Source organism: Phenylobacterium sp. (genome assembly GCF_004297125.1).
In the GTDB taxonomy this organism is placed as follows: Bacteria; Pseudomonadota; Alphaproteobacteria; order Caulobacterales; family Caulobacteraceae; genus Phenylobacterium.
In genome coordinates, this window is the sequence record NZ_SCVD01000033.1 from 40,070 (window position 1) to 54,843 (window position 14,774).

Annotated in this window: 10 protein-coding genes; 3 read left to right on the plus strand and 7 right to left on the minus strand. The window is 69.9% G+C overall.

The annotated features are described in order from the left end of the window. Nucleotides 1–93: 93 nt before the first annotated feature. The gene (locus tag EPO51_RS22620; protein ID WP_293354999.1) at nt 94–1,596 is read right to left on the minus strand and encodes a S10 family peptidase; all 1,503 of its coding nucleotides are present in this window, start codon (nt 1,594–1,596) and stop codon (nt 94–96) included. A gap of 203 nt (nt 1,597–1,799) precedes the next feature. Next, nucleotides 1,800–2,411, minus strand: a complete 612-nt coding sequence (locus EPO51_RS22625) for a hypothetical protein (protein WP_293355002.1) — start codon at nt 2,409–2,411, stop codon at nt 1,800–1,802. 298 nt (nt 2,412–2,709) lie between these two features. Between EPO51_RS22625 and EPO51_RS22630 the strand changes: the two genes are divergently transcribed. After that, on the plus strand, nt 2,710–4,764 hold the full coding sequence (locus EPO51_RS22630) for a TonB-dependent siderophore receptor (protein ID WP_293355005.1): 2,055 nt from the start codon (nt 2,710–2,712) through the stop codon (nt 4,762–4,764). An 11-nt stretch (nt 4,765–4,775) separates the two neighbouring features. Then, complete coding sequence (locus tag EPO51_RS22635; protein WP_293355008.1) at nt 4,776–5,993, plus strand: PepSY-associated TM helix domain-containing protein; 1,218 nt, start codon at nt 4,776–4,778, stop codon at nt 5,991–5,993. Here the strand turns inward: EPO51_RS22635 and EPO51_RS22640 are convergent. Continuing rightward, nucleotides 5,986–7,320, minus strand: a complete 1,335-nt coding sequence (locus EPO51_RS22640) for a calcium-binding protein (RefSeq protein WP_293355011.1) — start codon at nt 7,318–7,320, stop codon at nt 5,986–5,988. The genes EPO51_RS22635 and EPO51_RS22640 overlap by 8 nt on opposite strands. A gap of 287 nt (nt 7,321–7,607) precedes the next feature. On the opposite strand from EPO51_RS22640, the gene EPO51_RS22645 reads away from it, so the two are divergent. Then, the gene (locus EPO51_RS22645; protein ID WP_293355014.1) at nt 7,608–9,026 is read left to right on the plus strand and encodes a winged helix-turn-helix domain-containing protein; all 1,419 of its coding nucleotides are present in this window, start codon (nt 7,608–7,610) and stop codon (nt 9,024–9,026) included. Between the two features lie 4 nt (nt 9,027–9,030). On the opposite strand, the gene EPO51_RS22650 is transcribed toward EPO51_RS22645, so the two are convergent. From EPO51_RS22650 to EPO51_RS22665, 4 genes are all read right to left on the minus strand, one after another. After that, entirely contained in the window at nt 9,031–11,697 is a 2,667-nt protein-coding gene (locus EPO51_RS22650; RefSeq protein WP_293355272.1) for a valine--tRNA ligase, read from the minus strand. A gap of 104 nt (nt 11,698–11,801) precedes the next feature. Continuing rightward, nucleotides 11,802–12,377 (minus strand): DUF2497 domain-containing protein, encoded by a 576-nt coding sequence (locus tag EPO51_RS22655; RefSeq protein WP_293355016.1) that lies wholly within the window; start codon nt 12,375–12,377, stop codon nt 11,802–11,804. Between the two features lie 81 nt (nt 12,378–12,458). Beyond that, nucleotides 12,459–14,015 (minus strand): TolC family outer membrane protein, encoded by a 1,557-nt coding sequence (locus EPO51_RS22660; protein ID WP_293355019.1) that lies wholly within the window; start codon nt 14,013–14,015, stop codon nt 12,459–12,461. A gap of 123 nt (nt 14,016–14,138) precedes the next feature. Further along, nucleotides 14,139–14,702 carry a protein-L-isoaspartate O-methyltransferase family protein gene (locus EPO51_RS22665; protein ID WP_293355022.1) on the minus strand — a complete coding sequence of 188 codons (564 nt, stop codon included), beginning with the start codon at nt 14,700–14,702 and terminating at the stop codon, nt 14,139–14,141. Nucleotides 14,703–14,774 lie beyond the last annotated feature (72 nt).

A 14,774-nucleotide genomic window follows, 5' to 3' on the forward strand; every position in this document is an offset into this window, starting at 1 on the left:
CACTTCTCCCTATACGCGCGCCCCGAGTCCCCGCCCGGCCGTCGCCCAAGTGAACAACCATAACCTAGAGTAAGAGGCAAACGCGCGACGGCGTTATCCGCCCGCGCCGTACAGCCGCATGACGTCACCGCGGAACGAACCCATGCTGCCCGAGCGGCTGTAGAACATGTGCCCGCCGGGATAGAGCGCCAGCGTGGTGCGCGCCGCCCCCGCCTCGCGCGGCATCTGGTCGACGATCAGGCGCGAGGCGAAGAACGGGCACGACAGGTCGCCATAGCCGTGGGCGATCAGCACCTTCAGCTTCGGATCGGCCGCCAGCGCCTGGCGCAGGTCCTCGACCGACTCGGCCTGGCTGCGGTTGGCCCAGTTGTCGTTCACCTCGTCGGAGAGGGCGTTGTAGCGGCCGTCCACCTTCCAGCCGACGACGCGGGTGGTGAAGTCGACCATGGCGGTGGTGGTGGAGGCGACGATCGAATCGAGGATCGGGTCCCCGGCCCGCTTGGTCTGCGACCAGGGGAAGGGATCGTAGGCGGTGACGTTTGCGTCGTAGATCGAGGCGATGCGGCCCTGGTCGCGGTAGAGCTCGCGCAGGAAGGTCTGGGTGTCGATCCGCCCGCCCATGCGCCGCACCAGCGCCGGATCCAGGCCGGTGTAGCGGGTGACACGCTCGACGATGCGGTTCACCGCCGCCGGGTCGGACTGGCCCTTCAGCATGTCGGTGACGAACTCGCCGCGGGCGTAGGCCTCGACCTCGGCCAGGGTCTCGGCGTTGAGCGGCCTGCCCTCGCGCTCATACTTGGCGGCCGCCATCGACGGCAGGGTGATCATGTAGGAGAGCGGCGACAGGTCGGTGTGGCCGCGGGCGCGGTAGTCGATCACCGGCGAGACCATCACGATCCCGGCGGGCGCCACGCCCAGGGTGCGCTGGAGGTAGTGGCCGACGGCCGGCGCGCGCAGGCCGCCGTAGCTCTCGCCGACCACATACTTGGGCGAGGCCATCCGCTGGTTCTTGAGCAGCCAGTCGTAGACCACGCGGCTGAGGTAGGCCACGTCCTCCTTCACCCCGAAGAACCGCTTCTTGGTCTCGTCCAGCGGGACCAGCGAACGGGAGAAGCCGGTGCCGACCGGATCGATGAACACCAGGTCGGTGAAGTCGAGCCAGGTGGCCGAATTGTCCGTGAGGGTCGGCGGATCGGACGGGCTGTCGCCCTGGGCGCCGAACTGCAGGCGCTTGGGCCCGATGGCGCCCAGGTTCAGATAGACCGAGGCCGCGCCCGGCCCGCCGTTGAAGGCGAAGGTGATCGGGCGGTTCGGGCGGTTCGCGCCGTCCAGGACGTAGGCGGTGAACACCACCTCGGCGACCACCTTGCCCTTCTCGTCGCGGACCGGGATCACGCCGACGGTGGCGGTATAGTTCAGGGTCTTGCCGGCCACGCGGGTGACCTGCTTCACCGAGGCGTCGGCCGGGAATTTCGGCAGGTCGATCTTGGCGAGATCCAGCTTGGGCGGGTCGGACTTGGGGTCCTGCGCCAGGGCCGGGACGGCCGCGCCGACACCCACGGCGAGCGCCGCCGCCAGAACTCCACGCCGATGCATGCGTACGCCTCCCGATTCCGCGGAGACGCTAGGGCCAATCGGCGTTCCTGTCAGGGCGCCGCAGGCGCTGTCTTATCTGACCACGATCTTATCGGCGCTGACGCGCCAGGAGAGCTGCCGGATCGGCATGGCTTTGGGCTGCCGGGGCGCGGGTCCCGTCAGTCGCAGCGCGTTGGGGGGGTGGAAAGCTTCGGTGGCCGCGTTCAGCGCGGCGGGCCGGTCGCGCGCCGGAGGGACAAGGCGCCGCGACGTCCCGACGGATGCGGGGGCGATGCCAGGGCGAAGGCCGGCGTCGTCGCGGATCCCGCAAGCCGCGCCCGCAGCGCGCCGCCGGGCGACGGCCTCCCGGGCGGAGCGGGTTCAGCTTTCACCCGGGCGAGCAGTTCGCGCAGGCTGGGTAAGGCGGCCGGCTCCGGCCCCGGCAGGGCCGAGGCGTCGGCGGCGACGCCGTTCAGGGTGGCCAGGAGCATTGGCAGGCTGACCGGCTCGCGGTCGCGCTCCCGGTCGGCCTCGGTCTCGATGAACCTCTCGGTCTCGGGCGCGTCGCGTTCGATCGGATCAGCGGCTTCGTGCTCGCCCGTCTCGCGCTCGTGCGCCTGGGCGCGCCCCTCGGCCCGCGCCTCACGCCGTAGACGCAGTTCCAGGGCGACGGACATCCTGGCGGCGAAGAAGCAGCGGTCGAACAGATGGAAGAATTCCATCCGCCGCTCATGCGTCTCCGCCCGCTCCGCCTCCGCGCCAAACACCTTCCCCAGCCGATAGGCGCACTGGCCCATCTCGAAGAGCATCTCACTGCGGGGATCGGCGCCGATCATGAGAACAAATATAGAACATCTAGAGGCGAGCGTCAATTGTCTGCTCGCCAAGCCCCGTGCCGCCTTTGCGCTAGAGGGAGGGCGGCCGGAGAACGCCCCGACTTCCCCACCCTGCGCGCCTTCGGCGGGCTGCCCCTCCCCAAGAAGGGAGGGACGGAGGGGCCGGAGCCGCCACGGGCGCGCCAGACCGCACATATCCAGAATTTGCGAATAGTTCGCAACAACTTGCCCCGGCCCTTGGGCGTCGCTAAGACGCGACTGCGACTCCTTCGCACTATTCGTTCAAGGAGTTCCCCGCGTGCGCCGCCTGCTGACCGTCGTCTCTCCCCTCGCCCTGCTCGTCGCCGCGCCGGCCCTGGCCGGCGAGGCTGACGGGGCGGCGAGCGCCCCCGCCTATCTCGAAGGCGTCGAGGTCCAGGGCGAGATCGTCAGGACGGCGGCCGGCAAGACGGAAGCGGCGGTGATCGACACGCCCCAGGCCATCAGCGTGGTGAGCAGCGCCCAGTTCCTGGAGCGCGGCGCGCAGAACCTGCAGGAGACCCTGCGCTACATGGCCGGGGTCTCGGCCGAGGCCTATGGCAACGACGGGCGCAACGACGACAGCTTCGTCCGCGGCGTCGAGGCGCCGATCTACCTGGACGGCCTGCGCCAGACCTTCGGCTACTACACGCCGCGCACCGACATCCACATGCTCGAGCAGGTGGAGGTGCTCAAGGGTCCGGCCGGGTCGCTGTATGGCGCGGGCGTGCTGGGCGGCCTGATCAACCAGACCAGCAAGCGGCCCGAGTTCATGCGGTCGGGCGAGATCTCGCTGTCGTACGGCACGTTCGACCGCGTCGAGGGGACCCTGGACTTCACGGGGCCGCTGAACGAGGCCGGCACGCTGGCGGGCCGCATCGTCGCCGTGATGCGGGATTCCGGGACCCAGACGGACCATGTGGACGACGACCGGATCCTGATCGCCCCGTCGCTGACCTGGAAGCCGACGGAGGCCACCACCCTCACCCTGATCGGCCGCTACCAGAAGGACAAGGCCGGCACGATCTCGACCTTCGTGCCCTGGGCCGCGAGCATCTTCGCCGAGCCCGGCCGGCGGCTGCCCACCTCGCGCTTCCTGAGCGAGCCCGACTTCGAAAAGTACGACACCCGCACGGTGACCCTGAGCCTGCTGGGCGAGCACAAGCTGAGCGAGGCCGTCACGCTGCGCACCAACAGCCGCTGGCTGGACTCCGACCTGAACTATCAGTCGATGTATCCGGACGGCTATTCGAACCCCGCGCAACCGTTCATCGACCCGGAGCGGCGGGTGCTGAACCGCTACATCTACGCCAACTATCCCGAGACGCGGACCTTCACGACGGACAACCACGTGCAGGCCAGGTTCGCGACGGGGGCGCTCAAGCACGACCTACTAGTGGGCGGGGACTACCAGCACTATCGCCAGAGGAGCGAGGGCTTCTCGGCGCTCACGACGCCGATCGACGCCTACAACCCGGTCTACGGCAACTACAGCGTGCTGCCGCGCACGCCCAACCCCACCGAGCGCCAGAGCCAGGTGGGGGCCTATCTACAGGACACCATGAGCTACGGGCCGGTCTCGGTGCTGCTGGGCGTGCGGCGCGACCGGGCCAAGATCGACGGCGAGGTCTACAAGGCCACCACCTATCGCGCCGCCGTGATGGCGGACCTCAGCGAGACGGTGAAGCCGTACGTCAGCTACTCCGAGAGCTTCCAGCCCGTGACCGGCACGACCTTCGCCGGCGAGGCCTTCAAGCCGACCGAGGGCAAGCAGTGGGAAGTCGGGGTGAAATGGCAGGTGACCCCCGACAGCCTGGTGACCCTGGCGGCCTATGACATCACCGAAAAGAACCGCCTGACCAACGACCCCGCCAATCCGTTCTTCTCGGTCCAGACCGGCGAGGCGAAGCTGAAGGGCGTGGAGGCCGAGGCGCAGGTCAGGGTCCGGGGCTTCGACGTCACCGGCGCCCTCACCATCGCCGAGACCAAGATCAGCGAGAGCAACACGCCCGCCGAGATCGGCCAGCAACTGGACAGCGCGCCCGAGCGCCAGGCGTCGGTGTTCGTCGCCCGCACCTTCCCGCTCACCGACGAAGTGAGCCTGCGGCTGGGTGGGGGCGTGCGCTATGTCGGGGCCAGTTACTCCGGCGACCTGCGCACGCCCGGCTTCACGCTGGGCGACGCCTATGCGGCGGTCGGCTACCGCGAGTGGCTGTTCAGCGTGAACGCCACCAACCTCACGGACAAGCGCTACTACAGCACCTGCCTGGCGCGCGGGGATTGCTTCCTGGGCGTGCGGCGCGCGGTCGTCGCGACGATCCGTCGGCAGTTCTGAGGACCCCGGCGATGCGCGGCGCGCTCGTTCTCGTGCATCGATGGGTGGGGCTGGCGATCGCCGGCTTCCTGTTCGTCGCGGGGCTGACCGGGGCCTTCATCTCGTGGGACCACGAGTTGGACGCCTGGCTGAACCCGACGCTGTTCCAGGCGCCGACCGCCGACGAACCGCGCGCGCCGCCGGAGCTCGCCAACCAGGCGGAGCGCGCCGATCCGCGGATGCAGGTGACGTTCCTGCCGCTTTCGGTGGACCCCGGCGGCACGCTGCTGCTGGGGGTGGAAGCGCGGCCCGATCCGAAGACCGGCAAGGCCGAAGGGCTCGACTTCAACCAGCTCGCGCTGAACCCCGCCACCGGCGAGCCGCTGGGCCAGCGGTTCTGGGGACAGCCCTCCCTCACCCGCGAAAACCTGCTGCCGTTCCTGTACCGGCTGCACTACAGCCTGACCCTGCCGCTGGTCTCGGGCGTCGATGTGGGCCTGCTGCTGATGGGCGTGGTCGGCATGGCCTGGACCATCGACTGCCTCGTGGCGCTGTGGATCTCGTTCCCGAACCTCAGGAGCTGGCGCAAGTCCTTCGCGTTCCGCTGGCGGGAGCGCGGCTATCGCCTGCTGTTCGACAGCCACCGGTCGGGCGGGGTCTGGATCTGGCTGCTGCTGCTGACGCTGGCGGTGACGTCGGTGTCGATGAACCTGGAGCGCGAGATCGTGCGGCCGCTGGTGAGCCTGGTGTCGCCGCTCGCGGAGGATCCGTTCTCGACCCGAACGCCGCGCGCGCTCGACGAACCCGCCCTGCCCGGCCTGTCCCGCGAACGGATGCTGGTGATCGCCACGGCCGAGGCGAAGGCGCGGGGCTGGACCGCGCCGCCCGGCGGCATCTTCTACTCGCCGCTCTACGACATCTACGGCGTGGGCTTCTACCGGCCCGGCGAGGACCACGGCGACGGCGGCCTGGGCAACCCCTGGCTCTACTTCGACGGCAGGACCGGAAAGCCGGCCGGCGCGCTTACGCCCGGCAAGGGAACCGCGGGCGACATCTTCCTGCAGGCGCAGTTCCCGCTGCACTCGGGACGGATCATCGGCCTGCCGGGCCGCATCTTCGTGTCGGTCCTGGGCCTGGCCGTGGCAGGGTTGAGCGCCACCGGGGTGGTGATCTGGGCGCGGAAGCGCAAGTCGGTGGCCAAGCGGCGGCCGAGGCGTCCTGCGACCGACGCGGCCGCCGCCGCTAGCTGATGATCCAGTTGCTCATGCTGAGCCCGGCGGAATCCGCGGCGTCCAGGTGGATCAGGTCGGCGCCGACATTGACCCCCGTCGCGACCACCGCGCCGCCGCGTCCGTCGTCGTCGACGTAGATGTAGACGTTGAACGACGAGCCGGAGCCCGGATAGCCCTGGTCGTGGGCCAGCCCGCGAAGGTCGAGCCGGTCCTCGCCCGGCGTGAAGTCGGTGATGTGGTGGGCGCCTCGCATCGGGAACCGCGGAATGACGAACACATCAGGACCGGCGCCGCCGCTGAGCGTGTCGGCGCCTTCGCTGGCGACGATCGTGTCGGCGCCCTCGCCGCCCGCCAGCACCGACCCGGGGCCGGCGGCGGTCAGCACCCGACCGCCCAGGCCGCTGTCGATCCACCCGGGCGTCAGGCGGCTGGACTCGACTCCGACCAGCACCATTCGCCCACCGCCGGCCATGGAGATCACCGTGTCGGCCCCGACCTGCGCCACGGTGTAGACGGTTCCCGGATCCAACCGGACCCGGTCGCCCTCCGCCGCACTGAAGTCGGTGACGCGGTCGAGGCCGGCTTCACCAAAGGAATGGAAGACGTCGGCGCCGGCGCCGCCGGACAGGATGTCGTCGCCGCGATCACCGGCGATCCAATCGTCCCCCGCGCCGCCGTTCACGACGTCTTCCCGCTGACCGCCGCGGAGCGTGTCGGCGCCCTCCCCGCCCTCGCAGGTGTCGTTCCCGAGGTTGCCGTAGACAAGGTCGCCGCCCGCATCGCCATAAAGCAGATCGTCGTCCTTGCCGCCGACCACCCAGTCGTCGCCGTCGCCGCCGCGGGCCGTGTCGTTCCCCTCGTTGCCGTTGATATCGTCGAAGTGGGCGCCGCCGAGAACGAGGTCGGCCCCGGCGTTCCCGCGGAGATAGTCCGAACCCGCACCGCCTTCGATCGTGTCGTCGCCGCCGTCGCCGCTCAGGCTGTCCGCTCCGGCCCCGCCGGTGATCGCGTCCCGTCCGGCAAGGGCGGCGGTGAAGGCCTTTCTCACGCCGGCGAGGCCCGCCTCGTCCCAGGACGCCGGGAGGAACTGGGCGACCGGAAGGGAGAGGCCGGTCGCCTCCCACCTTTCCCCTCCGTTCGCATAGACCATGCGCTCCACCGTGCCGGAGGCCGGAAACCACCCGCGCTCGGCTCGGGTGAAGCCCGAGCCGTAGAGGTTGAGGGTCTCGAGACCGTTGGCCATCTCGAAGGCCGTCGAGTCGCGGACGTCCCCGTCCCAGTAGTTGATGAGGTTGAGGGCGCCGATATCGACGCCGACCGGACCGGAAACCGTGAAACCCGCCACGACTGCTCCTGTTCACCACCTCGGCCGCGCCCAGTGCCGTTGCGTGGGATCGCTGGTATGCTGGGCAAGCGGCAGACCCTCAAAGGTTGTGGCCGCTTCGTTGGGGCGGGTGAATGAAGGATCACCGATTTTTGCCTGATGTTTTGCCGATGGAGGGCAAGGCGGACGCGGAGGGACAGCGCGCGGCCGACGCGATCCCATTGGCGCGGCGGCCGGATTTCCCGCTGGGTGCGGCCGTTGTTCGCCCATCGGTCCGCACCGTCGAAGGCCCCGGAGGGAGCGCCGCGGTGGAGCCGCGGGTGATGCAGGTGCTGATCGCGCTCGTAGATGCCGGGGGCGCGGTGCTGACCCGCGACGACCTGCTGCGCATCTGCTGGAACGGGACGCTGGTCGGCGAGGATTCGGTCAATCGCGCGATCGCCCAGGTGCGGCGCGTCGCCGGCGCGACCCAGGCCGGGTTTGGCGTCGAGACGATCCCGCGCATCGGCTATCGCCTGACCGACGCCGCGCCGACCGGCCCGGTCACCGCCCAGGCCGAAAGGACGTCTTCAGCGAGCCCCACCCGCCGATGGGTCGCCGGCGGCGGACTGGCCGTCGCCGCGGGCGGTGGTCTCGGGGCGTGGGTCTGGACGCGTCAGCGGACGGACGCCCGCGTGACCCAGTTGGTGGACCAGGGGCGACAGGCCCTGCGGTATGGAACGCCGCAGCGGAGCGCCCAGGCCGCAGGGCTGTTCCGCGAAGCCGCCGAGATGGCGCCGCGCGACCCGGCGGTGCTGGGTTGGCTCGCGCTGGCGCTCCGCAATGTGGCGGAGTACGCGCCGCCACAGACGGCGCCGGCCGTGGTCGCCGAGAGCGAGCAGACGGCCAAGCACGCCCTCGCACGGGATCCGCGGGAGCCCAATGCGCTCAGCGCCCTGGTGCTGCTCGGGCGCGATCTGGACGACGTGTCGACGACAGAGACGAAGCTGCGAGACATCCTCGCCCTCGCCCCCGACAATGTGGCGGCCATCAGCGCGCTCGTCCTGCTGTTGCAGTCCGTCGGGCTCTGCCGCGAGTCCTGGGTCTGGAACGAGCGCGCGATCACGCTGGAGCCGCTCTCGCCGTCCCACCAGTTCCGCCGGGCCTTGAAGCACTGGATCTTCGGTCGGGTGCGGGAGGCCGATCAGGTCATCGATCGAGCGCGCCAGCTCTGGTCTGACCACGCCATGGTCTGGCACGCCCGACTGCTGATTCTGGCGTTCTCCGATCGACCCCGCGCGGCCCTGGCGATGGTCGATGACGATGCGACCCGACCGCCCCGGTTCGCCCCCGGCGCCCTCGACGTCTGGCGCACCTCCCTCCGGGCCTTGGAGACGCGCGCGCCGCGCGACATCGAGCAGGCCCGCGTGGCGAACCTGAGCGCGGCCCCGCGGAACCCGGGGGCCGCCGCCGACGCCATCATGGTGCTCTCGGCCCTTGAGGAAGTCGATGCGGCGTTCGCGGTCGCCGAGGGCTTCCTGCTGCAGCGAGGTCCGCTCGTGAGCGCGCCTGGAACGGGCGGGCCGCTCCTCGCGAACGACCGGGGCTGGCGAAAGACGCAGTGGCTCTACACGCCGGCCACCGCACCGTTCCGAGCCGACCCCCGCTATCCGGCCTTGTGCGAAGGCATAGGCCTTACGGACTACTGGCGCACAAGGAACGTTACGCCAGACACCCTCAGGGCCTGACGCCCTAGGACGCGCCGCTGAGCCTGGACAGGGCGCTTTCCAGCTTCGCCTTCGCCGTCTGGGCCTCGGCGAGGCGCTCGCGGTTCTCCTCCACCACCTCCTCGGGCGCGCGGGAGACGAAGTCGGCGTTGCCGAGCTTGCCGGAGATCTTGGCGATCTCGCCGGTCAGGCTCCCGACTTCCTTGGCCAGCCGCGCGCGTTCGGCGGTGAGATCGATGAACTCGGCGACCGGCAGAGCGAAGGTGGCGCCGTGGACGACGAAGGGGATCGAGCCCGGAGGCGCTGCGTCCACCGTCTGGACCTCGGAGACCCGCAGGAGCTGGGCGATCTGGGCGGCGTTGGCCTTGAGGGTCGCGCGCTGGGCGTCGCTGGCCTCGACCACCAGCAGCGGCGGCTTGGCCGACAGCGGCACGTTCAGGCCCGAACGGACCGAACGGCCCTCGGAGATCGCCTCGATGACCAGGCCGATCTCGGCGTCGGCGGCCGGGTCGATCAGGCTGGACGGCAGGTCGGGCCAGCGGGCGGTCATCAGGAAGCCGCCGTGGGCGCGCTTGGCGCCCAGGTCCTGGGTCTGGGCCCAGAGCTCTTCCGTGATGAACGGCATGACCGGGTGCAGCAGGGTCAGGATCACGTCCAGCACCCAGGCGGCGGTGGCCTGGGTCTCGGCCTTGGCGGCCGGGTCGTCGCCGGTCAGCAGCGGCTTGGCCAGCTCCACGTACCAGTCGCAGAATTGGTTCCAGATGAAGCGGTAGAGCTGCTCGGTCCCCTCCGCGAAGCCGCAGTCGGCCAGCGCGGCCGTCACCGCCTGGGCGGTGCGTGTGGTCTCGCCGACGATCCAGCGGTTCAGGGTCAGCTTCACGGCCGAGGGATCGAACCCTTCGGCGCGGGCGCAGCCGTTCATCTGGGTGAAGCGGGTGGCGTTCCACAGCTTGGTGCCGAAGTTGCGGTAGCCCTCGATCCGCTGGCGGCTGAGCTTGATGTCGCGGGCCTGGCCCGACATGGCGGTGAGCGTGAAACGGAGCGCGTCGGCGCCGTAGTCGTCGACCAGCTCCAGCGGGTCCATGACGTTGCCCTTGGACTTGGACATCTTGGCGCCGGTGGCGTCGCGCACCAGGGCGTTGATGAACACCCGCTTGAACGGGACCTCGCCGGTGAAGTGGAGGCCCTGCATCATCATCCGGGCCACCCAGAAGAAGATGATGTCGAAGCCGGTGATCAGGGTGTGGGTCGGGTAGAAGCGCGCCAGGTCGGCGGTCTTCTCCGGCCAGCCCAGGGTCGAGAACGGCCACAGGCCCGACGAGAACCAGGTGTCGAGGACGTCCTCGTCCTGGCGCAACTCGGTGGGGCGGCCATAGTGCTCCTCGGCCTGGCGCAGGGCCTCGGCCTCGGTCTCCTCGACGAACGGCCTGCCGTCCGGGCCGTACCAGGCCGGGATGCGGTGACCCCACCAGAGCTGGCGGCTGACGCACCACGGCTGGATGTTCCGCATCCACTCGAAGTAGGTCTTCTCCCAGTTCTTCGGCACGAAGACGGTGTCGCCCTCCTCCACCGCCTTGATGGCGGGCTTGGCGAGGACGTCGGCCGCGACGTACCACTGGTCGGTCAGATAGGGCTCGACCACGACGCCGGAGCGGTCGCCGTGCGGCACGGTATGGCGGGTCTTCTCGATCTCGCGCAGCAGGCCCAGGGCCTCGAACGCCTCGACCACCTTCTTGCGGGCCGCGAACCGGTCCAGGCCACGATACTCCGGCGGGGCGTTGTCGTTGAGGCGGGCGAAATCGTCGAAGATGTTGATGACCGGCAGGTTGTGGCGCTTGCCGACCATGAAGTCGTTGAAGTCGTGGGCCGGGGTGATCTTCACCGCGCCCGAGCCCTTCTCGGGATCCGGATATTCGTCGGCGATGATCGGGATCGGACGGTTCACGATGGGCAGGCGCACGGCCTTGCCGACCATGGCCGTGTAGCGCTCGTCGCCGGGGTGAACGGCGACGGCGGTGTCGGCCAGCATGGTCTCGGGCCGGGTGGTGGCCACGACGATCTCGCCGGAGCCGTCCTCCAGCGGGTAGGCGAAGTGCCAGTAGTGGCCGTCGACCTCGCGCTGTTCGACCTCGAGGTCGGAGATGGCGGTCTGGAAATGCGGGTCCCAGTTCACCAGCCGCTTGTCGCGGTAGATCAGCTTCTGTTTGTAGAGGGTGACGAACACCTTGCGGACGGCGGCGCTCAGGCCCTCGTCCAGGGTGAAGCGCTCACGGGACCAGTCGCAGCTCGCGCCCAGGCGTTTGAGCTGGTTGACGATAGTCCCGCCGGACTGGGCCTTCCACTCCCAGACCTTGGCCACGAACTCCTCGCGGCCCATGTCGCGACGGCTGCGGTTGCCGGCCTCGGCGAGCTGGCGCTCGACGACCATCTGGGTGGCGATGCCGGCGTGGTCGGTGCCGGGCAGCCACAGGGCCGCCTTGCCGCGCATGCGCTCGAAGCGGATCAGCACGTCCTGCAGGGTGTTGTTCAGCGCGTGGCCGATGTGCAGCGAGCCGGTGACGTTCGGCGGCGGGATGACGATCGAGAACGGCTCGGCGTTCGGGTCGTCGATGGGCGCGAATCCGCCCGATCTCTCCCAGGCCTCGTAGAGGCGCGGTTCGGCGGTCTTGGGATCGAAGTTCTTGTCGAGCATGGCCATACGGGACGCGCGCCCAAAGCGGGCGCCGCCGGCGTCTTACAGGGGTTGTTGACGAACGCGAAGCGGCTGGCGCGGAGCGGACCCCGCGCTATGTCGCCTTAACGTACTCGACCGCGGGCGATCCGCTCGACCTCGGCCTGGACGGCCTCCTGCACGATGCCGGGCAGGTTGGTGTCGAGCCACTGCTGCAGCATCGGGCGGAGCATCTCGCGGACCACGTCTTCCAGCGTGCGCCCCTCGGCCGGCATCAGGATGCTGGAGGAGAGCTGGCCGAAGGTCGCGGCGGCGGCGGCGGCGATGTGGTCGCTGACCAGGTTGGCCGCGGGCGCCGGCTCGGGCGCCTCGAACATCGGCGGCGGAGGCGCCGGGGCCTCCGCGGGTTCGGGGTCGGCGGCGACGAAATCGAGGTCGCCGTGGGTCTCGACCTTCTGGGTCAGTTCCAGGTCGCCGTCGTCGTCCTCTTCCTGCGGTTCAGGCGTGAACGCCGCGGCCGGGGCCGATTCGGGCTCCGGCTCGGGAATCGGCAGCGGCGCCTCGGCGGCGACTGGCGCCGGCTCCGGCTCGGGCGGGACGGCGGCCGCGCCCTCGGCCGGCGCCTCGTCCTCCGAGATGATGCGGCGGATGGAGGCGAGAATCTCCTCCATCGTCGGTTCTTGGGACGTCTGTTCGGACATGAATCGGCCGCCGCGGTTGAATCTGCGCCTTAGACCCTAAGCGCGTGGGACCGATCCTGCAATTTCCCCGCTAACGACGCGTCAACGCGTCGCCGGAGGGGTCACCGCCGGGGCAGGTTCCAGACCCGGCCCGATCGGCTTTTCATCAATCTTTTCCGCGGGAACCTTGGACGGCCAGGGAGTCGCCACGCTATCGACGGCGCCCACGGCCTCTTCCCACGGCACCCAGCCCCAGGTGATCCGCAGCTTCCGGAAGTTCTTGGCCGCGTCGTACTGCGGCGCGCTGGGGACCAGGTTCTTGCTTTCCAGGCGGCCCATGACGGCCAGGACGTTGGCGGCGGCGACATATTCGTCGCGCCGCGAGGTCACCGCGTTCAGCTCGGCCGTCCGCAGCTCGTTCTCGGCGTTCAGCACGTCGATGGTGGTGCGCAGGCCCACCTGCTGCTCCTGGCGCGTGCCCTCGGCGGCGATGCGGGCGGCGCGCACCTGCTCGTCGCTGGAGCTGATGTTGGCGCGGGCCGCGATCAGCTGGCTCCAGAACTGGGTGACCCCCTGGAACACGTTGCGGCGGACAGCCTCGATGGTGATCCGGTCGGTGTTGTTGCGCTCCACCGCCTGGCGGACCCGCGAGCTGGTCAGGCCGCCAGAGAAGAGCGGGACGCTTGCGGTAACGGTGGCGGTGGTGCCGCGCGTGTAGAGATCCGAATCGAACGGCCTCACCGGACCTCGGTCGAAGCCGAATGACACCTGACCGCTGACGCTCGGCATGCGTTCGGCGTGGGCTCCGGCGACCCGGGCGCGGCTGGCCTGCTCCGCGAACTGCTGAGCGCGCAGTTGGGGGTTGAACTGCTCGGCGACCTTGTAGGCCTCGTCGGGATCGGTCGGCAGCAGGAAGGCCAGCGACGGCTCGGGCGCGAGTTCGCCGGGGTTCTGGCCGACCAGCGTGGCGTAGCCGGCCCGGGTGATGGCCAACTGGGCCACCGCCGACTGCAGCTGGGCCTGGGCCTGCGACAGGCGGGCCTGCGACTGCGCGACGTCGGTGCGCGTCACTTCCCCCACGTCGAAGCGGGCGTTGGACTCCTGGAGCTGCCGGGTCAGGACGTTGACGTTCTCCTGACGGATGCGGAGCGACTCCTGGTCTCGGCGGGTGTCCGAATAGGCCTGGATCACCGAGGTCAGCACCTGGGCCTCGATCCGGCGCAAGTTTTCGCGGCCAGCTAGGACGTCCGCGTTGGCAGCGTTCACCGCCGCTGCGACACGCCCGCCTGTCCAGATCGGCTGATTGAACGTCAGTCCGACCCGTCCGCTGTTGGCCTCTCGAATCCCGAAATTGCCGAACGTGTCGGCTTGCCCATCCCCATTGGAATCGACGCCGGCGGCCGCCTTGGGCGTGCGGGATTCGGTGTAGGTTGCGCTGGCGCTAGCGCTCAGCGTCGGCCGCCAGCCGGAACGGGCCTGGACATAGTTCTCGTCGAGCGCCCGCTGCGTCGACCGCTGGGCCTGGAGGGTCGGGTTGTTCTGGTAGGCGAGCGCGATGGCGTCGGCCAGGGTCTCGGCGGAGGCCGGGACCGCGACACCCGCGAGCACGCCTGCACACACAGTCGCGGCCAACAGGCGGCCACGGAGTTTCATCGACATTCGTATTCCCCGATCTCGCGAGAGACGCAGCCCTTATATGCTTTCGTCTGCCGCCTGGGCCAAGCCGCGTCACCTTAAGCTTTTTTCACGCCCCCGTTTCGAGGGTGTTTCAGCCACACCTGCCTAGAAGGCGAAACCGTGGCTCGCTTCGAAGCCCGCCAGCACCGGCGGGAACGAATCGAAGAGGTCGCGGCGGCCGATCCCGTCGTCGGCGCGGACATAGAGGCAGGCCTTGCCGACCGGGCCGTCCCGCTCGACCACGCCCAGGCGGCCGTTGGTCGCGAGGGCCGCGAGCCAGGCCTCGGGCACGCGGCTGACGCCGCCTTCGCAGACCACGATGTCGAACCGGCCCTCGGGCAGGGGGCCGCCCGGCTCGGCGCGCACCACCGGCACGCCCAGTTCCTCGATCACCGCCGCAGCATAGGGCGCGCCGATCGCCAGGGCCCGGTCGCCCGGCATCGGCCGCAGCGCCTGCAGCAGCTTGGCCACGTCGCGCGGCTTCAGCAGCCAGCGGCCCGGCGCGTACTCGGCCTCGATGTCCGCATAGGCCAGGTGCGCCTTGCCTTCGGGCAGGAACGCCTCGCGCCGCACGGCCCGCATCGCGTCGTGGATGCGGACGTCGGTCACGTCGGCGGTTCGCACCTGGCTTTCCACCATGTTGAGGCGGGCGGAGGCGAGGTCAGCCATCGGGAATCCTTGAGGGCGGGTCGGTTACGTGGGCCGGGTTATAGGCTGGCGGGCCTGGAAGGCAATTGCGGC